This window comes from Afipia sp. GW822-FHT04G07 (assembly GCF_058800765.1).
This window is the reverse complement of sequence record NZ_JBXAMP010000002.1, coordinates 86,802-105,283: the sequence shown is the minus strand read 5'-3', so window position 1 is coordinate 105,283 and position 18,482 is coordinate 86,802. Positions and strand designations below refer to the sequence as shown.

13 protein-coding genes and 1 pseudogene are annotated in these 18,482 nt (G+C 63.3%); 13 read left to right on the top strand and 1 reads right to left on the bottom strand.

From position 1 onward, the window contains the following. Window positions 1-69 precede the first annotated feature (69 nt). From AC1RKJ_RS20210 to AC1RKJ_RS20150, 13 genes and pseudogenes are all read left to right on the top strand, one after another. Window positions 70-1,467, top strand: a complete 1,398-nt coding sequence (locus AC1RKJ_RS20210) for a sensor histidine kinase (RefSeq protein ID WP_492792903.1) — start codon at window positions 70-72, stop codon at window positions 1,465-1,467. A 100-nt stretch (window positions 1,468-1,567) separates the two neighbouring features. Continuing rightward, window positions 1,568-2,068 (top strand): hypothetical protein, encoded by a 501-nt coding sequence (locus tag AC1RKJ_RS20205; protein WP_492792902.1) that lies wholly within the window; start codon window positions 1,568-1,570, stop codon window positions 2,066-2,068. Further along, window positions 2,055-2,483, top strand: coding sequence for a helix-turn-helix domain-containing protein (locus AC1RKJ_RS20200; RefSeq protein ID WP_492792901.1), 429 nt, complete (start codon window positions 2,055-2,057; stop codon window positions 2,481-2,483). Before AC1RKJ_RS20205 ends, AC1RKJ_RS20200 begins: the two co-directional genes overlap by 14 nt. Then, window positions 2,480-2,941, top strand: coding sequence for a DUF6941 family protein (locus tag AC1RKJ_RS20195; protein ID WP_492792900.1), 462 nt, complete (start codon window positions 2,480-2,482; stop codon window positions 2,939-2,941). Before AC1RKJ_RS20200 ends, AC1RKJ_RS20195 begins: the two co-directional genes overlap by 4 nt. 127 nt (window positions 2,942-3,068) lie before the next feature. After that, a complete protein-coding gene (locus tag AC1RKJ_RS20190) occupies window positions 3,069-4,490 on the top strand; it encodes a hypothetical protein (RefSeq protein WP_492792899.1) in 1,422 nt (473 codons plus the stop codon). A gap of 179 nt (window positions 4,491-4,669) precedes the next feature. Continuing rightward, the gene (gene ccmI, locus AC1RKJ_RS20185) at window positions 4,670-5,770 is read left to right on the top strand and encodes a c-type cytochrome biogenesis protein CcmI (protein WP_492792898.1); all 1,101 of its coding nucleotides are present in this window, start codon (window positions 4,670-4,672) and stop codon (window positions 5,768-5,770) included. A 4-nt stretch (window positions 5,771-5,774) separates the two neighbouring features. Beyond that, a complete protein-coding gene (gene ccmE, locus AC1RKJ_RS20180; RefSeq protein WP_492792897.1) occupies window positions 5,775-6,257 on the top strand; it encodes a cytochrome c maturation protein CcmE in 483 nt (160 codons plus the stop codon). Beyond that, window positions 6,254-8,251, top strand: coding sequence for a heme lyase CcmF/NrfE family subunit (locus tag AC1RKJ_RS20175; protein WP_492792896.1), 1,998 nt, complete (start codon window positions 6,254-6,256; stop codon window positions 8,249-8,251). The genes ccmE and AC1RKJ_RS20175 overlap by 4 nt, the downstream gene beginning before the upstream one ends. A 5-nt stretch (window positions 8,252-8,256) precedes the next feature. Continuing rightward, on the top strand, window positions 8,257-8,760 hold the full coding sequence (locus AC1RKJ_RS20170) for a cytochrome c-type biogenesis protein (RefSeq protein ID WP_492792895.1): 504 nt from the start codon (window positions 8,257-8,259) through the stop codon (window positions 8,758-8,760). A 203-nt stretch (window positions 8,761-8,963) separates the two neighbouring features. Continuing rightward, complete coding sequence (locus AC1RKJ_RS20165) at window positions 8,964-10,556, top strand: Do family serine endopeptidase (RefSeq protein ID WP_492792894.1); 1,593 nt, start codon at window positions 8,964-8,966, stop codon at window positions 10,554-10,556. Between the two features lie 356 nt (window positions 10,557-10,912). After that, window positions 10,913-11,638, top strand: a complete 726-nt coding sequence (locus tag AC1RKJ_RS20160; RefSeq protein WP_492792893.1) for a response regulator transcription factor — start codon at window positions 10,913-10,915, stop codon at window positions 11,636-11,638. Next, on the top strand, window positions 11,622-13,031 hold the full coding sequence (locus AC1RKJ_RS20155) for an ATP-binding protein (protein WP_492792892.1): 1,410 nt from the start codon (window positions 11,622-11,624) through the stop codon (window positions 13,029-13,031). Before AC1RKJ_RS20160 ends, AC1RKJ_RS20155 begins: the two co-directional genes overlap by 17 nt. After that, window positions 13,028-15,922 (top strand): annotated as a pseudogene (locus AC1RKJ_RS20150) (bifunctional [glutamine synthetase] adenylyltransferase/[glutamine synthetase]-adenylyl-L-tyrosine phosphorylase); the annotation flags it as partial. The gene AC1RKJ_RS20155 and the pseudogene AC1RKJ_RS20150, both read left to right, overlap by 4 nt. On the opposite strand, the gene AC1RKJ_RS20145 reads toward AC1RKJ_RS20150, so the two are convergent. Beyond that, window positions 15,843-18,299: a PAS domain-containing sensor histidine kinase gene (locus AC1RKJ_RS20145; RefSeq protein ID WP_492792891.1), complete on the bottom strand. Its 2,457-nt coding sequence runs from the start codon at window positions 18,297-18,299 to the stop codon at window positions 15,843-15,845. The pseudogene AC1RKJ_RS20150 and the gene AC1RKJ_RS20145 sit on opposite strands and share 80 nt — an antisense overlap. Window positions 18,300-18,482: the final 183 nt, after the last annotated feature.

Sequence of the window (18,482 nt, the reverse complement as noted above, 5' to 3'; positions counted from 1 at the left end):
CGTGGGCGTGAAACCACGGCTCCTCGCAATGACGCGTGTGCAGAGGCGCGACAGGCACGGGAAGACCTTTTGAACCGCACGAACTCACTCGCGACACGGCTTTTCCTGTCCGCGACGGCGTGGGTGGTGTTGATTCTGCTCATCACCGGCTTCGTGCTGTCCTCGGTCTACAAGCGCTCCACCGAGCGCGCCTTCGATCGCAGGCTGAATTTCTATCTGCGCACCCTGATCGCCGAAGCCGCGCAGCCCGACGATCCGAACGACAAGGGCGATAAATCCGACAAGTCGGTGCAGTCGCTCGGCGAGCCGCTGTTCGAACTGCCGCTGTCGGGCTGGTACTGGCGGATGGAGCGCATCGACGGCGACAAGCCCGAGGTGCGCGCGTCGCGGTCGCTGTGGGACGTCAAGCTGCCCAGGCTCGAGGATATGGGTATCGATCTCGATCCCTCCGGCGTTCGTCTTGCCTATGTCAACGGGCCGGAAAACCAGTATCTGCGCATGGTCGAGCGGCCGGTCGATCTCGGGGTCGATGGAAAATTCCTTGCTTCAGTGGCGGGCGACGCCACCGAGATCGAGGAAGAAACCTGGACCTTCAACACCTATCTCGGGGTGACGTTCGCGGCGCTGACCGCCGGCCTGCTGCTCACCACGCTGTTTCAGGTGCGCTTCGGTCTTGCGCCGCTCAAGCGCATTTCCAATTCGCTTTCCGCCATCCGTTCCGGCAATGCCGAGCGGCTGGAGGGTAAATTCCCGCTGGAGATCGCGCCGCTTGCGCGCGAAACCAACGCGCTGCTCGACGCCAATCGCGCCATCGTCGAGCGCTCGCGCATGCATGTCGGCAATCTGGCCCATGCGATCAAGACCCCGCTCTCCGTCATCGTCAACGAGGCTGCCGCCAACAGGGACGATCCGTTCGCGGCGAAGGTTCTGGAGCAGGCCGGCATCATGCGCGATCAGGTCGCGCATCATCTGGAGCGCGCGCGGATCGCCGCGCGGGTGCAGACGATCGGCACCGTGACCGAGGTCGCGCCAGTTCTCGAGGCGCTGGCCCGCACCATGGAAAAGATTCACCGCGGCCGCGACATTCTCATCGACGTCGAGGCGGCGGGTGGCGTGAAGTTCCGCGGCGAGAAGCAGGATCTCGAGGAGATGACCGGCAACCTTGTCGATAATGCCTGCAAGTGGTCCGAGCAGCGGGTGTTCATCGAGGTGTTGCTGGAACTGACGCCGGGCGGGGCGCTCGACCCGACGCTGCGGATCATCGTCGATGACGACGGGCCGGGACTGTCGCCCGCCGAACGAAGTCAGGTCGCCCGCCGCGGCCAGCGGCTGGACGAGACCAAACCCGGTTCGGGCCTCGGCCTGTCCATCGTGACCGACCTCGCAGCCCTTTATGGCGGCAGCCTTACGCTGGGAACGGCCCCGATCGGGGGCCTCCGGGCCGAACTGACCCTGCCGGGGGTGTGAAGGTTTCGCCCGCTAGGCGTACAAAGGTTGCACTATTGCATCACCATCCTCCATACTGGGGTTCCATTTGCTAACGTTCATCATATTTAAGGGGTGGTGGTTGACAAATAAGTCAACAGAAGATCATCTTTCGGAGCTTCATAAGGTCCGTAGTCTTGTCCATCACTCTCCTGATTTGTGGCCTGACCGATCTTGTAACCGGCGCCTTTGGCTCCATCCGAAAGTCCATGCATGGGCTAATGCGCCAGACGAAGGTGTTGAGTATGGCGCACGCGTTCGCGCCGTATTTCGTTCTTTTGTGGGAGGAGCCGACTTTGATGATGACGCTATGTTCAAGCCGATCACTAAAGGTCCGGACGGCAAACTCGGAATATGGGAAATCAAGATCATTTATTTTCCCCAAGCGCGTGTCTTGGGAGGTTTCCTTAGGAAAGGCGAATTTGTTGCGCTTTCTTATGGAATTCGCAGCCAGTTGGCCGCGTACGGTTTCCAACCAATAATCGATCTCGTTCGCCAGCGGTGGGAAGTCCTCTTTCCTGATCGCAAAATGTTGAAAGCGCCTCGCGTAGAGTTGTTGGGAGATTTCGATGGCGGGATTTGAACTGAAGAAACTGTCTGAGGTTGAGCAGGCAGATTATAAGGCCGATGGGCGTATGCGAGCTTATTTAGCGCTCAAATCGGCATTCAAAAAACGCGCGAAGGAAAACGGTGTAACAATAAAATCGTTGGCCGACGCATTGGGACGAGACAAAGGTCAAATTTCCAGAGTTTTATCCGCACGCTCGGGAATAACCTTAGATACCATTGTTCTTCTGACATCTGCGCTCGGTTTTCGCTTGGCTTTTCTTCCTGAGGCAATTGAAGAGATGCGACCTCATAATTGGACGGCGGAGCCAACTGCAAATTCATCCACCTCGTCAGCCAGAAATATTGTCGGAAGTTTTCTCCTGACCGGAAATCGGTTGCCCAAAACTTCCAACGTGATTTCAACGGTTATCGGCCAGGCAACTAAATGATTGAGCTTCCAGATATCCGTTTTGTTTTGATGTCAGATTTCGCGACGCTGGATCAGTCGGGAAAATTTGTAATCGGAGGAATGTATACTGAGGACATGATTGTACCCCAACTGCCCACCGTGATTCCAATTTTGGTTTTCACTGTGTTCGCTCGGAGCCCATCGAATGAGATCGATTTGACAATGAGGATTCGTGCCCCAAGCGGTGCAACGGTTATAGGCGGTGATGTCGTGTTGTCTCCGTCGCCTCCTCAAGAAGGTACTGAGGGGCGATCGATTATGGGATTTCAATTTAATAGCCTTAAACTCTCTGAAGCCGGTCGATATAGGATGACGCTGTCGTTGCGTTCCGATCCAGAGAATGAAATGGAAATCCATGATTTTCGAGTAGCTATTGGTCCGATACCGGAACATCTGATTGCAGAGAATTTGAGCTTATCAGCATCCAAAAGCGCTTAATATTCCGGCTTCGGACAGCTTTTGGCGAATTCAGGTTCTTGTTCCTCAACCCCAAATTAACGACGTTCCGGCTATGACACCCGGTGGACCCCGTCTGTCGGGCTCCGGCCAGTGAGCGTTTGGGCGTATGAGCCAATCGTCGATCGAGCGGTTGAGGGACTATCTCGGGCAATTGCCGCCGAAGGCGCAGGCCCTGCTGATGCGCGAGTTCGAGCGCGCCATCGAGCGCGGCGAGGACGTAACCGTCGCGAATTTCGTGCTTGAGCAGTTGCGCATGATCGTCCGCGCGCCGAGCGAGGACATAACCCCGCGCAGCGAAGACCCGATGCGGCAGGTATTTCGGCCGCTCGAGCCGTTTCTGGTAGAAAACGTTCCTCATGTCCGTCCCGGCCAGATCAGGCGGTCGTCGCTCGGCCCGGTCTGGCTCTGGCTCGGCCGCGAAGGCTGCCCCGAAGCCGTCGCCGCCTTCGCTGCGGCGCTCGCGCATCCGCACGACACGGCAGGCGCTCCCGACCTCAACGCCGCCGTGCGGACCCTCCAGCTTGCCGCCTCGGAAGCGATTGCCGCCGTCAGCGGCGGCGACCGGCAGCGCACGCTCGGCCGGCTCGGTGCGACGAGCGTGATCGAGGACATCGCGCCGATGGGCGCCGTGCTGGGCGCCCGCGACTCACTGGACAAGCTCAATCACAAGCTGCCCGGCAATATCCGCGTGTTCGCCGAATCCCACATCAGGTCGGCGATGGCGGCGCTCAACATGCCATCGCTGCAAACGCCGCAGGTTTTGCCGTTCGCCGTGTCGCTGCTGATGCAGCGGCTCGCGGCGCCCTGGCAGATCGTCCGTCTCGGCATCATGGTGGCCGGATCCGACGACGAGATCCGCGTTGCCGGCACGCCGTTCGGCGTCACCGTGACGATGGCGATGCACGATCTTTCGCGCACGGCCTCCGACCTGCGCAACGACATCAAGCGCGGCCAGTTCAAGGACACTTCCAACCATCTCAAGACGCTGCACGACGGCATGCGCGGCCTGCGCACCGAACTCGACATCCGCTCGGACTCGGCGTGGGGCAAGCAACTGGCCTCGATCCGCTCCGAGATTTCCAATGCGCTGCAATCGGAAATCGACAGCGTGCCGGGCCGGGTGCGGCGGCTGCTGCGGCAGGGGCCGGACAAGGACGTGACCTCCGCCAACCGGATCGATCCGGTGGACATCGAGGAGACGGCCGCGCTGATCGATTTCGTCGCGGTCTGCCGTTCCTATGCCAGCGAACTCGCGATCAACGAAGTGTCGCTGCGCGCCTACACCGAATTGCAGCACTACGTCGAGAAGGCCACCGAGACGCTGGTGGAATCGCTCCGCACCCATGACCAGAAGGTCCGCGCCTTCCGTTTGATGCAGATGCAGGCCGCGATCCGGTTCTGCGAAGTCCTGTTCGGACCGGACTACGCGTCGCTGATGAGCAAGGCCGCCGAAATGGCGCGCCCCGCCGAGCGCAAGGCACCCGAGGCGACGCGCGCCACCGACCGCAAGCCCTCGCGCGCGAGTTGATCCTAGCCTCGCGCCTTAGTCCTTCCCCATATTCTTTCGTGCTGAAATGCCGCAAGGCGGCCCGGAATCCCGTTGAATCCGTGACGGAAATGTCAATTGCACGGTTCCGCCAGCCGTGGTGTAACCCGGCACGAAAGGGCCGCTTGTAACGGCTCTATTCTCGCCGGGAACCCGTTGAAATGACGCTTTGGTTCGTGTTCGCGCTGATGACTGCCGCCGCGGCTTTTGCCGTGCTGTGGCCGCTCGGGCGCGGCACGTCGCCGGCGCGCGAGGGCAGCGAGGCGGTGGTCTACAAGGATCAACTCGCCGAGGTGCAGCGCGACGCCGCCGCAGGCATGATCGGCGTCAGCGAAGCCGAAGCCGCGCGCGTCGAAATCAGCCGCCGGCTGCTCGCGGCGTCCGACGCCGAGACAAATGCAACGTCGTCGTCGAGCACGACGTTTCGCCGCGTCGTCGCCGTGGTCGCACTGGTCGGCCTGCCGCTGCTCGCCGCCGGGATGTACGCGCAGTTCGGCTCACCCTCGCTCGGCGACTTTCCGCTCGCGGAGCGCGCCCAGGCGCCGGCCGCATCCACGCCGATGGACAAGCTGGTCGCGCAGGTCGAAACCCATCTCGAAAAGAATCCGACCGACGGACGCGGCTGGGAAGTGCTCGCGCCCGTACTGGTGAAGCTCGGCCGCTTCGACGATGCCGCACGAGCCTGGCGCAATTCCATTACCTATAACGGCGACAGCGCGGCACGCCGCGCCGATCTCGGCGAGGCGATGGCGGCCGCCAGCGGCGGCGTCGTCACCGCGGAGGCAAAGACTGAATTCGAGCGCGCCATCGCGCTCGATCCGAACGAAGTGAAGGCGCGCTATTTTGTCGGCCTTGCCGCCGAACAGGACGGCCGCAAGGACGACGCCGCGAAGATCTGGCGCGCGATGCTGGTCTCGGCGCCGGCCGATGCGCCGTGGCGTCCGCTGGTGCAGGACGCGCTGACGCGCATCGGCGTTGCGGCTCCCAAGCTGTCCGATGAGGATGTCGCCGCCGCCAAGAGCATGACCGAGGGCGACCGCAACAGCATGATCCGCGGCATGGTGGATCGCCTCGCCACGCGGCTGAAGGATAACGGTGACGATGTCGAGGGCTGGTTGCGGCTGGTGCGCGCCTATATGGTTCTCGGCGAGCGCGACAAGGCGCAGGCGGCGCGCGGCGAGGCGCGGCAGGCGGTCGGCGGCGACGCCGCGCGGCTGCAGCAGTTGAACGACGGTCTCAAGAGTCTCGGATTAGACGGGTAAATTAATGACGCGCAAGCAGCGGCGATTGACGTTGATCGGTGGAGCGCTCGCGGTGCTCGCGATCGCGGCTGCGCTGGTGCTGAACGCGCTGCGCGACTCCATCGTGTTCTTCTCGACGCCGTCCATGGCCGCTGAAAAGCAAATCCAGCCCGGCAAGCGGTTCCGGCTCGGCGGTCTGGTGCGCGAGGGATCGCTGGTGCGCGGCGACCAGCTTAAAGTGAAGTTTGAAGTGACCGACGGAAATGCAACCCTGCCGGTGACTTATCAAGGGATTTTGCCGGATCTGTTCCGCGAGGGGCAGGGCATCATTTCCGAGGGCGCGCTCGACGCCAGCGGCGTGTTCAAGGCCGACACGGTTCTGGCCAAGCACGACGAGACCTACATGCCGAAAGCCGTCGCGGACGAACTGAAAAAGACCGGCCACTGGAAGGACGATTACGACAAGAAACCGTCCGGCGCGTCAAGCGTGCAGGGGAACGCGAAATGATCGCGGAAGCCGGACATTATGCACTGGTGCTGGCGCTCGCGTTGGCACTGATCCAGTCGGTGGTGCCGGTGATCGGTGCGCGGCTGCACGATCCGGCGCTGATGAACGTCGCGCGCTCCACCGCGCTGACGCAGTTCATGTTCACCGCGCTGTCGTTCGCAGCGCTGACCTGGCTGCACGTCACGTCGGATTTCTCGGTGCTGAACGTCTACGAGAATTCCCATTCGCTGAAGCCGCTGCTCTATAAGATCACCGGCGTATGGGGCAACCACGAAGGCTCCATGCTGCTGTGGGTGCTGATCCTCGCGCTGTTCGGTGCGCTGGTGGCGGCCTTCGGCAACAACCTGCCGCGCGCGCTACGCGCGCATGTCCTTGCGGTGCAGGGCTGGGTCGGATCGGCATTCTATCTTTTCATTCTTGCCACCTCGAATCCGTTCGCGCGCATCGCCAATCCGCCGATCGAGGGCCGCGACCTCAACCCGATCCTTCAGGACATCGGCCTCGCGATCCATCCGCCGATGCTCTATCTCGGCTATGTCGGCTTCTCGATCTCGTTCGCGTTCGCCGTCGCCGCGCTGATCGAAGGCCGCATCGATGCGGCGTGGGCGCGGTGGGTGCGCCCGTGGACGCTGATGGCGTGGATCTTTCTCACCCTGGGCATCGCGATGGGCTCTTACTGGGCCTATTACGAACTTGGCTGGGGCGGCTGGTGGTTCTGGGACCCGGTGGAGAATGCGTCGCTGATGCCGTGGCTCGCGGGCACCGCGCTGCTGCATTCCGCCGTGGTGATGGAGAAGCGCGAGGCGCTGAAGGTCTGGACCATCCTGCTTGCGATCCTGACGTTCTCGCTCTCGCTGCTCGGAACATTCCTTGTGCGTTCGGGCGTGCTCACGTCGGTGCATACGTTTGCCAGCGATCCATCGCGCGGCGTGTTCATCCTGATGATCCTGTGCCTGTTCATCGGCGGCAGCCTCGGCCTCTATGCGTGGCGGGCGTCGGCGCTGAAGCAGGGCGGGCTGTTCGCGCCGATCTCGCGCGAAGGCGCGCTGGTGCTGAACAACCTGCTGCTGACGACAGCCTGCGCCACGGTGCTGGTCGGCACGCTCTATCCGCTGGCGCTCGAGGTTCTCACCGGCGAGAAGATTTCGGTCGGCGCGCCGTTCTTCAATCTGACATTCGCGCCGTTGTTCCTGCCGCTGCTGCTCGCGGTGCCGTTCGGCACGCAACTGGCGTGGAAGCGCGGCGACATCGTGGGCGCGGCGCAGCGCCTGATGGCGGCGGGCATCGTGGCGCTGGTGACCATTGCCGTGCTGTGGGCGTGGACCCGCGGCGGCGGCGCGTTTGCGCCGTTGATAATCGGTATCGCGGCTTTTGTCGTGCTGGGCGCGATCACCGACATTACCGAGCGCACGCAACTGTTCCGCGCGCCGCTTGCCACATCGTTCAGCCGCGCACGCGGCCTGCCGCGCTCCACTTGGGGCTCGGCGTTCGCCCATGCGGGTCTCGGCGTGGCGCTGATCGGGATCGTCTGCGAGACCACCTGGAACAGCGAGAGCATCGCATCGATGCAGCCGAAGGACACGGTGACCGTCGGCGGTTATCAGGTGCGGCTCGACGACGTGACGCAGCAGCAGGGTCCGAATTTCCGCGAGGTGGTGTCGCATTTCACGGTGTCGCTGGACGGCAAGACCATTGGCGTCATGACGCCGTCGAAGCGAAATTTCTCCACGCGCGCGATGTCGACGACGGAAGCCGCATTGCTGACGCGCGGCTTCAGCCAGCTTTATATCTCGCTCGGCGATAGCAACGCCGATGGGTCGGTGGCGGCGCGCATCTATCACAAGCCGATGGTGCTGCTGATCTGGTTCGGCCCGCTGCTGATGGCGTTCGGCGGATTTCTCTCGCTGACCGACCGGCGGCTGCGCGTCGGTGCGCCGAAGCCCGCCAAGGCCGGCAAGACCGGCAAGACCGGCGCGTTGCAGGCGGCGGAGTAGCTGCGATGAAACGTATTCTGCCGGCGCTGTTTGCAATCGTGCTGACGCTCATGCCGTCGCTGGTCTTCGCCGTGCAGCCCGACGAGATCATGGCCGATCCTGTGCAGGAAGCGCGGGCCAGAAATCTGTCGCGCGAATTGCGCTGCATGGTCTGCCAGAATCAGTCCATCGACGATTCCGATGCGCCGCTGGCGCGCGACCTGCGGCTCCTGGTACGCGAGCGCATCGCCGCCGGCAGCACCGACGAACAGGTGATGGATTTCCTGGTGGCGCGCTACGGCGAGTTCGTACTGCTCAAGCCGCGCGTTCAAAGCAGCACGCTGCTGTTGTGGCTTGTTCCCCCGCTGGTTATGGCCGGTGGCGGGCTGGCGCTCTGGCTCGGGAATCGCCGTCGCCGCGCGCGCGTTGCCGCCGACGAGGAGGGTGCGTCATTCCAGCTCACCCCTGAGGAAGAGGCCCGGCTGGAAAAGCTGATCGCCGGCGAGGAAGCTGCGAAAAAGCCCGTCTGACGCGGGATTTTGCGCGGTTCCAGGACCAGTCGAAAGCCGGTTCCGGCGGCTGTTTCAGGCCGCTTTTTTATTACAAAACATTAATTCCCCCGTCAGAGCGCGGTAAGGCCGCGTGTCCCATCTTCCAGAGGACAGGTGCAGCGTCTTTCAAGATTCGGCACCGCGAGATTTCCCGTCCGCTTTCGCCCTCCTGGAGATTATTCATGACCGACCATCCCACCGATCTTTCGAAACTCCCGTCCTATCTTGCGCCGCGCCGTTCGCTGTTCTCCGCGCGCAAGTTCGCGCTGATGGCTTCGGTCGTCGCGGGTCTCGGCGTTGCCGGTTACGGCCTCAGCCCCGCGAACAACTTCGACGTGCTCACCACGACCGCCCATGCGCAGGTCAACAAGGAAGTCCGGCAGGTTCAGCAGCCGATCGGCTTCGCGGACATTGTCGAGCGCGTGAAGCCGTCGGTGATTTCGGTGCGCGTGAAGATGGCCGAGAAGCAGGTCTCGAACGATGGCCCCTCGGAAGATTCGCCGTTCCCGCCTAATTCGCCGATGGAGCGCTTCTTCAAGCGCTTCGGCGGTCCCGATGGATTCCCGGGTGGACGTGGCGGCCGCGGTGGCCGCGGCGGTGGCCAGATGACCGGGCAGGGCTCGGGTTTCTTCATCTCGGCTGACGGCTTTGCCGTGACCAACAACCACGTGGTCGACGGCGCGGACAAGGTTGAAGTCACCACCGACGACGGCAAGGTCCACACCGCGAAGGTGATCGGCACTGATCCGCGCACCGATCTCGCGCTGATCAAGGTCGACGGCGTCAGCAATCTGGCGTTCGCCAAGCTCTCCGACAGTCAGCCGCGCATCGGCGACTGGGTGCTGGCGGTCGGCAATCCGTTCGGCCTCGGCGGCACCGTGACCGCCGGCATTGTCTCGGCCCGCGGCCGCGACATCGGCAACGGACCTTATGACGATTTCATCCAGATCGACGCGCCCGTGAACAAGGGCAACTCGGGTGGCCCGACCTTCGACACCACAGGCGACGTGATGGGCGTCAACACCGCGATCTACTCGCCGTCCGGCGGCAGCGTCGGCATCGCTTTCGCGATCCCGGCCTCCACGGTGAAGAGCGTCGTGCAGCAACTCAAGGACAAGGGCTCGGTCAGCCGCGGCTGGATCGGTGTTCAGATCCAGCAGGTGACTCCGGAGATTGCCGACAGCCTCGGCCTGAAGAAGACCGAAGGCGCGCTGGTTGCGGAACCGCAGGCCAACGGCCCGGCCGCGAAGGCGGGCGTTGAATCCGGCGACGTCATCACGCGGGTGAACGATCAGCCGGTCAAGGATGCGCGCGAGCTTGCGCGGACCATCGGCGGCATGGCTCCCGGCCAGACCGTGAAGCTGGTTGTGGTCCACAAGGGCCAGGACAAGATCCTGAACATGACGCTCGGTGAATTGCCGAACGCCAGGCAGGCGAAGGCCGACACCGATCAGAAGGATGGTGGCGGCAAGTTCTCGAAGGGCAGCGTAACGGTGCCCAACCTCGGACTGACGCTGGCTCCGGCCAACAGCGTGGCTGGTGCGGGCAAGGACGGCGTCGTCGTAACCGACGTCGATCCGAACAGCCCGTCGGCCGAGCGCGGCTTCAAGGAAGGCGACGTCATTCTCGAAGTCGCCGGCAAGCTGGTCGGAACGCCGGGCGAGGTTCGCGATGCGATCACCGCGGCGCGCGCCGACAACAAGAACAGCGTGCTGGTTCGCGTGAAGTCCGGTGACTCGTCGCGCTTCGTTGCGATGCCGGTCTCCAAGGGCTGAGGCAAAAAGTGGGCACCGGTTTTCGGATCAGATCATGCCCACTTCGACAGTTAACGGTCCGCGCGAGCGGACGAGAAATGGGGAGTTGTCGCCGGCAAATTCGCCCCCGCCGACGGCTCCTTCCCGGGGACGGGCCTTAAAAACCCGTCCCTTGAAATCAGAGTGTGACGGTCCCCCAGCCGTCATGCCCGGATTGCTCTCGATGGAAAACGCCCCCCTCCGTCGAGTGCAGGCGCGATCGCACTCCAGTCGGTCGTGCAGTGCGGGCGGTGAGGTCCCCCAGCTTCACCGCCCGTTTTTTTCAGCCGGGGCGAGCGACACGTTTCGTTGCCTTGCATGAGGACGATCATCGCGCCATGGTGCTACAAAGCCCTGTCATATCGAGCCAGACCGAATCACAGATGCGACTGCTCATCGTTGAAGACGACCGCGAGTCGGCGGACTACCTCGTGAAGGCATTTCGCGAGGTCGGTCATGTCGCCGATCTCGCGAGCGACGGCGAGGAGGGTCTCGCGCTGGCGGAGTCCGGCGACTACGACGTGCTTGTCATCGATCGCATGTTGCCCAAGCGCGACGGCCTGTCGATCATCGGCACCCTGCGCGGCAAGGGCAATCACACGCCCGCGCTGATCCTGTCGGCGCTCGGCCAGGTCGATGACCGCATCAAGGGACTTCGGGCTGGCGGCGACGACTATCTGCCGAAGCCTTATTCATTCGCCGAGTTGCTGGCGCGCGTCGAGGTGCTGTCGCGCCGTCACGGCGGACCGTCCGAAGAGACAACCTATCGTGTCGGCGATCTCGAACTCGACCGGTTGTCCCATCAGGTCAAGCGCGGCACGACCGAGATCACGCTCCAGCCGCGCGAATTCCGGCTGCTCGAATATTTGATGAAGCATTCGGGGCAGGTCGTGACCCGCACCATGCTGCTTGAGAACGTGTGGGACTATCATTTCGATCCGCAAACCAATGTGATCGATGTGCATATCTCGCGGCTGCGCTCCAAGATCGACAAGGGACACGATCGTCCGCTGCTGCACACCATTCGTGGTGCCGGATACATGATCCGTGACGGCATTCGGTAAACTGATCCGGACCACGGCGTTCCGGCTGACGCTGGTTTATCTTTTCCTGTTCGCGCTGTTTGCTGCGTCACTGCTGGGTTATTTCGCCTGGAACACGCGGCGCTTGATCACCGAACAGATCACCGAGACCGTCAATTCCGAACTAAGCGAACTCATCAGCCAGTATGAGCGCGGCGGCCTGCGCGGACTGGTCGCCGGGGTGGAAGGCCGCGCGCTGCGTCCGGGCGCCAATCTCTATCTCGTCACCACGCCGCAGGGGCAGGGCGTCGCGGGCAACGTGTCGTCGCTCGCGCCTGGCGTGATGGACAAGCCCGGCTGGGCCGAGACGTCTTACAAGCGGTTGGAAGAAACCGACACCAAGAACCACTTCGCGCTGGTGAAGGTGTCGCAGCTGACCGGCGGCTTCCGGATTTTGGTGGGGCGCGATCTCGATGAACGGCGGCGGCTGTTCGGCATCGTCGCCAAGGCCGCGCAATGGTCGGTCCTGATCGTTGTCGTGCTGGGCCTCGGCGGCGGCATCTTCGTGGCGCGGCGCGTGCTGCACCGGATCGACGCCATGACCGGCACCACGCAGCGGATCATGGCCGGCGATCTCAGCGAACGCCTCCCGGTGGGGCGCAGCGGCGACGAGATTGACCGGCTCGCGGAAAATCTCAATGCCATGCTGGAGCGCATCGAGGCGTTGATGGCGGGATTGAAGGAAGTCTCCGACAACATCGCCCACGATCTCAAGACGCCGCTAACACGGCTGCGCAATCGTGCCGAGGAAGCGCTGGCGAAATCCAGCAACGAAGGCGAATACCGCGCCGCGCTGGAACGGACCATCGATGAATCCGACGGACTGATCCGGACCTTCAACGCGCTGCTGATGATCGCGCGCGCCGAATCCGGCCAGGCCCGCGACAACATGACCGACTTCGACGCCGCTGAAATCGCCCACGGCATTCACGAACTCTACGAGCCGCTGGCGGAAGACAAGGGCCTCACGCTGACCGTGAAGGCCGACACCGCGACAATCCACGGCAACCGCGAGCTCATCAGTCAGGCGCTCGCCAATCTCGTCGAGAACGCGATCAAATACGGCCAGCCGGTCGCAGGCGGCGCGGGCAACCCGTCCGACATTCTGATCGAGGCCCGACGGGACGGCGACGACGTTCTTCTCAGTGTCACGGATCACGGGCCGGGCATTCCCGAGGCCGACCGCCAGCGCGCGGTCGAGCGTTTTGTGCGGCTGGAGGCCAGCCGGACCCAGCCGGGGTCGGGGCTCGGTTTGAGTCTGGCATCGGCCGTCGCGACGTTGCATGGTGGCGGCCTGCGACTCGCGGACAGCCAGCCGGGGCTGCGCGTGACGCTTGTGATCCCGAGCCGGGGCGTGGAACAAAAGAGCGTATGACTTCACCCGCGATGGGCGGCGCGGACCGTCCCCTGGCGGCCCGTTTCGTGGCCGGACCGAAGTTGTTCGCGCGCGAGGCCGCCGAACAGCGGCTTGCGGACTGGCTGGGCGACTGTTCGCCCGAGCATGCGAACGCACTCAAGGATATTTCCCGCGAGTTCCCGCAGGCGAAAGCGATCCTTGAAGGTATTGCCGAGGCGTCGCCCTACCTTTTCGATCTGATGCGCGCGGACGCGGGGCGGACATTGCGTCTGCTTCAATGCGAACCGGACGGCCATATCGCCGCGCTGCTCGGCAAGGCGGTGGCCGATGCCGCCGCCGCCGCGAGCGAAGCCGACATCATGACGGCGCTGCGCCGGATGAAGTCCGAGGCGGCGCTGCTGATCGCGCTCTGCGACATCGGCGGCGTCTGGCCGGTGATGCGCGTGACGCGGGCGCTGACCGACATCGCGGTCACGTCGGTCCAGTGCGCTATTCGTTTCCTGCTCAAGCAGGAAGCCGCGCGCGGGCGTCTGCTGCCGCTCGATGCCGAGCATCCGGAAGAGGGCAGCGGTCTTGTCGTCCTCGCCATGGGCAAGATGGGCGCGGGCGAACTGAATTATTCCAGCGACATCGACTTGATCGTTTTCTACGAGTTGGAGGCGGCAACGCTCGCGGAAGGCATCGAGCCGTCGCCGTTCTTCGTCAAGATTGCGCAGGGGTTGTCGCGGCTGCTGCAACAGCGCACCGGCGACGGCTATGTGTTCCGCGTCGATCTTCGACTGCGGCCGGACCCGGCATCCACGCCGGTTGCGATCTCGATCGCGGCGGCGCTGCATTATTACGAGCGCGAAGGTCGCACCTGGGAGCGCGCCGCGATGATCAAGGCCTTGCCTTGCGCGGGCGATCTGAAAGCGGGCAACGCGCTGCTGGCGGAAATCGCGCCGTTCGTCTGGCGCAAGCATCTCGATTTTGCGGCGCTCGCCGACGTTCACGACATGAAGCGCCAGATGCAGACGTTCCGCGGCCAGAACGAGATTTCCGTGGAGGGCCATAACGTCAAGGTCGGGCGCGGTGGCATTCGCGAGATCGAGTTCTTCGCGCAGACCCAGCAATTGATTGCGGGCGGGCGACATCCCGAACTCCGGGTACGCCCGACGCTCGAGGCGCTGAACGTTCTCGCCGCGAGCAACTGGATCACGGTCGAGGCGCGTGACGAACTGACGGCGGCCTATGACTTCCTTCGTCGCGTTGAGCACCGGCTGCAAATGCTGGCCGACGAGCAGACCCATGCGCTGCCCGCCGAGGTGGAGGCGGTCGAGCGTTTCGCGCGCTTTTTCGGATACGACGACCGCGCCGCCTTTGCGAAAGATCTGCTGGCGCATCTCACCTGCGTGCAGAATCACTACGGCCGCCTGTTCGAGGGCGACCCCACCGGCACGGAGAAGCTGCCGGACATCGATTACAACGCGGGGCCCGACGACAAGGGCCTGCTGGAGCATCTGCTGACGCTCGGCTTCAAGAAGCCGAAGATGGTGGCGGAAACCGTCCGCACCTGGATGAGCGGGGATTACCGCGTGTTCAAGATCGAGGCGACGCGGCAGGCGTTTAATGAATTCGTGCCCGACCTGATGCGCGGCCTGTCGCGCGCCGAGGAGCCGGACGACGCGGTGACCGCATTCGATCGCTTTCTGCAAGCCTTGCAGCGAGGCGGGCGGCTAATCTCGCTGCTGAGCCAGAACAAGGAACTGGTGGCGCTGGTGGCGCTGGTGCTGGGCGCCGCGCCGCGCCTCAGCGACATGCTGGCGCGGAAGCCGCAGATCATGGACGGCCTGATCGATCCGCGGTTCTTCGGCGCGATGCCGGATCAGAGCGAATTATCCGCGCGGCTTTCCGCAACGTTGTCCGACGCCAATTCCTACGAGGAGTTTCTGGATCGTCTGCGGCTGTTCGGGCAGGAGAGCCTGTTCCTGATCGGCACGCGCATCCTGTCCGGCACGGTGTCGGCGCAGCAGGCGAGCGTGGCGTTCGCGGACGTCGCGGAGGGCATTGCGCATACCGTGCACGATCTGGTCATGGGCCAGTTCGCGGAGCAGCACGGGCGGATCAAGGATCAGGAAACGGCCATCGTGGCGATGGGCAAGCTCGGCAGCCGCGAGATGACCGCATCGTCCGATCTGGATCTGATCCTGATCTACGACTTCGATCACGAGGCTCCGGACTCGGACGGCCCGCGCCCGCTGCACGGTTCGCAGTATTTCGCGCGGCTGACGCAGCGTCTCATCAGCGCCTTCACCACGCGCACCAACTACGGCGTGCTCTACGAGGTCGATATGCGGCTGCGGCCGTCAGGCCGGGCGGGGCCGTTGGCGTCGCGGATCGATTCCTTCGCGGAATATCAGGAACACGAAGCCTGGACATGGGAACACATGGCGCTGACGCGCGCCCGCGTAATTTCCGCGTCGCCCCGGTTCGCCGCTAAGATCGAAGCCGCCATCCGTGACGTGCTGACGCGCAAGCGCGAAACCGGCATCATTGCCAACGATGTTCTCGAAATGCGCCGCGCCATCGCCGAGGAAAAGGGCGAGGGCGACATATGGGATCTGAAGAACGCCGCCGGCGGCATGGTCGATATCGAGTTCATCGCGCAGTATCTGCAACTCATCCACGCGGCGGACAAGCCCGGTATTCTCAACGTCAGCACGGTGCAGGTGCTGGACAGCGCGGCGCGGCTGGGCGTGCTGCCGCAATCCGACGCCGATGTCCTTCGCGCGGCGTCACGTCTCTATCACGATCTGACGCAAATCATCCGGCTTTGCGTGATCGGGAAGTTCAAGCCTGAAACAGCAGGGGAAGATCTTCTGCGGGTGATGACGCGGGCGGGCGATGCGCCGGACTTTTCGTCGCTTGAAGCGCGTGTACGGGAAACGCAGAATGAGGTACGCGAGGTGTTTCTGGCGCTGCTTGAGGGGACGCCCCGGCACTGATGCCCGGTGCGATATTCGCGCCGTGTCCGCACGGCAGCGCCACGCAAACGATGGTCCCGGCGCCGAGCCTTGAGCGCAGCTTCATCGAGCCGCCATGCAGGTTGACGAGCGACTTGGCGATGGCGAGGCCAAGACCCGAGCCGTGATAGGTCTTGGTCAACTGGCTTTCGACCTGCTCGAACGGCCGTCCAAGTTTCGCCAGTGATTGTGGCGCGATGCCGATGCCGCTGTCCGCGATGGTGAGCAGGACTGTATTATCTCGCATCCTGCTGCGTACCGTGACCTTGCCGCCGTCGGGTGTGAATTTCACGGCATTCGACAGCAGGTTGACCGCGATCTGTTTCATGGCGCGCCGATCGGCGAGGATCGGGATCGCGCCGCGAATATCCGCGTTGACTGTGAGGTTCTTGTTTTCGGCGCGGCCGGAGACGACCCGCAGGGATTCGGTGAGCGTCTGGGCGAGATCGAGCGGCTCGTAGTCGAGTTTCATGCGGCCGGCTTCGATCTTCGACATGTCGAGGATGTCGTTGATGACGTCCAGCAGGTAATTCCCGCTGGTCATGATGTCGTGGCAGTATTCCTGATACTTCTCGGAGCCGAGCGCGCCGAACATGCCGCTGCCCATGACTTCCGAAAAACCGATGATGGCGTTCAGCGGCGTGCGCAATTCGTGGCTCATGTTCGCCAGGAATTTGGACTTGGTCTGGTTGGCTTCCTCGGCGCGGTTTTTCTCGTCGGCGTAGTTCTGGGCGAGTTCGGCGAGCAACTGGGCCTGGCGCTCGAGTTCGGATTGCGAGCGTTTCAGGTCGATCACGTTCGCGGTGAGGCGGAGGTCGTTATCGATCAGCTTCTGCTCGTGCAGCTTGATCTGGGTGATATCGGTGCCGACCGAAACGTAGCCGCCGTCCTTGGTGCGGCGTTCGCTGATATTCAGCCAGCTTCCGTCATCCAGTTGCGCCTCGAAGGTGCGCGCGCCGGGGGCTGGCGAATTCGGCATCCGGGTGCGGATTTCCGGCATACGGCCGACCTGGATGACGGTTTCGTAGGACGTGCCTTGCTTGACGGCGGAGTCGGGGAGCTTGTGCAGGCGCTTGAAGTGCGAATTGCAAAGCACGAGGCGGTTGTCGGCATCCCACAGCACGAAGGCTTCCGGAATCGTCTCGATGGCGTCGCGCAGCCGCAGGTCGGCTTCGACGGTCTTCTCGGCGAGGCTCTTCTGTTCGGTGATATCGACGGCAATACCGATCAGGTGGCTGCCGCTGTCGTTCTGCCCCTGGCTCAGCTCGCAGCGGACGCGGAGCCAGATCCAGTGGCCGTTGGCATGGCGCATCCGGAAGGAATGGTCGATATGATCGAGTTTGCCTGAAACCAGTTGGTCGGCGATCACGAACAGGTCGATGTCGTCGGACATTACCAGCGCATTGACCTCGCCGAAGGTCAGGAGGTCCCTGCGGCCTTCAAGCCCCAGCAGTTCGAACATCGACTGCGACCAGAAAATCCGGCCGCGCGACAGGTCCCAGTCCCACAATCCGCAGCGGCCTCGGTTCAGCGCGGTGTCGATCCGCGCGCGGACGGCGTCATTGATCAGGTCGCCTTCTCGGGCGCGGGACGATTGCCAGTGAAACGCGAAGCCGAGGATCAGCACGACAAAGCCGGTGGTGGCGGAGAGCGTGATCTGGAGCGCGGCGTCGGAGCGCCACGGCGCCTCGGTCTGCTCCTGCACGACGATGACCTGACCGGGCAGGGACTTGACGACGCGCTGGGTGGCGAGGGCGCGGAGGCCGCCCGGCAGTTCGATGTCGATGACGCTGCTCTGTCCCGGAACGCCAAGCTGCTGGGTGGCGCTGAGGACGTCCATGATGCGGCTTGCGTTCTCTGCTGGAGCATCGATGGGGATTCGCGCGACGATGCGCTGCTCGGGGCTGGTCACGATGATATGGCGGCCGGCGGCGGCGCCCCAGGAGGGCACCAAACCGGGCAACAGGCTCTGAAGCCGCTCGGCCGACGCCGCGCGGTCCTGCCGAACAGGAGTCGCGCGGTCGAGACGTTCCGCCAGCACATCTGCCAGCGCTGAAAGGTCGCGTTTAATCGATGTGCGCTTTTGCCGGGTCTGGTCGAGGACTTGAACGAATGCGCCGATGCAGATGGTGACGAGAAAGGCGATGATGAGGGTGGGAACGGCGCGTCGCAGGGCCGGCTCCGCGATCAGCAGGCGGTGATACGCCGGCTTCGCGATCGACTGCGCCAATCCCTTGATAGAATCGGATTGGACACACGTTGTCGCTGCGTGCGAACGCGCCATTCCTTGCCCCTCGAATTTTCTTGTCTGCACCCCGTCCGGAAGGCATTCCCCAACCACCCGAATCGACTTTGATTTGAATCTGTTTTTTTGGCGCTGTCGAGAGTCAACGAATCGTTAAAGCGAAATAAATGTTGTCCCAAGGAAATTTGGAGGAAATTTGGACTCGTTTTTGAGTCAGCGCGT

Coding starts and splice junctions, on each gene's coding strand:
- AC1RKJ_RS20200 (WP_492792901.1), top strand. CDS start 2,055: ATGGCGGGATTTGAACTGAAGAAACTGTCTGAGGTTGAGCAGGCAGAT.
- AC1RKJ_RS20195 (WP_492792900.1), top strand. CDS start 2,480: ATGATTGAGCTTCCAGATATCCGTTTTGTTTTGATGTCAGATTTCGCG.
- AC1RKJ_RS20190 (WP_492792899.1), top strand. CDS start 3,069: ATGAGCCAATCGTCGATCGAGCGGTTGAGGGACTATCTCGGGCAATTG.
- ccmI (WP_492792898.1), top strand. CDS start 4,670: ATGACGCTTTGGTTCGTGTTCGCGCTGATGACTGCCGCCGCGGCTTTT.
- ccmE (WP_492792897.1), top strand. CDS start 5,775: ATGACGCGCAAGCAGCGGCGATTGACGTTGATCGGTGGAGCGCTCGCG.
- AC1RKJ_RS20175 (WP_492792896.1), top strand. CDS start 6,254: ATGATCGCGGAAGCCGGACATTATGCACTGGTGCTGGCGCTCGCGTTG.
- AC1RKJ_RS20170 (WP_492792895.1), top strand. CDS start 8,257: ATGAAACGTATTCTGCCGGCGCTGTTTGCAATCGTGCTGACGCTCATG.
- AC1RKJ_RS20165 (WP_492792894.1), top strand. CDS start 8,964: ATGACCGACCATCCCACCGATCTTTCGAAACTCCCGTCCTATCTTGCG.
- AC1RKJ_RS20160 (WP_492792893.1), top strand. CDS start 10,913: ATGGTGCTACAAAGCCCTGTCATATCGAGCCAGACCGAATCACAGATG.
- AC1RKJ_RS20145 (WP_492792891.1), bottom strand. CDS start 18,299: ATGGCGCGTTCGCACGCAGCGACAACGTGTGTCCAATCCGATTCTATC.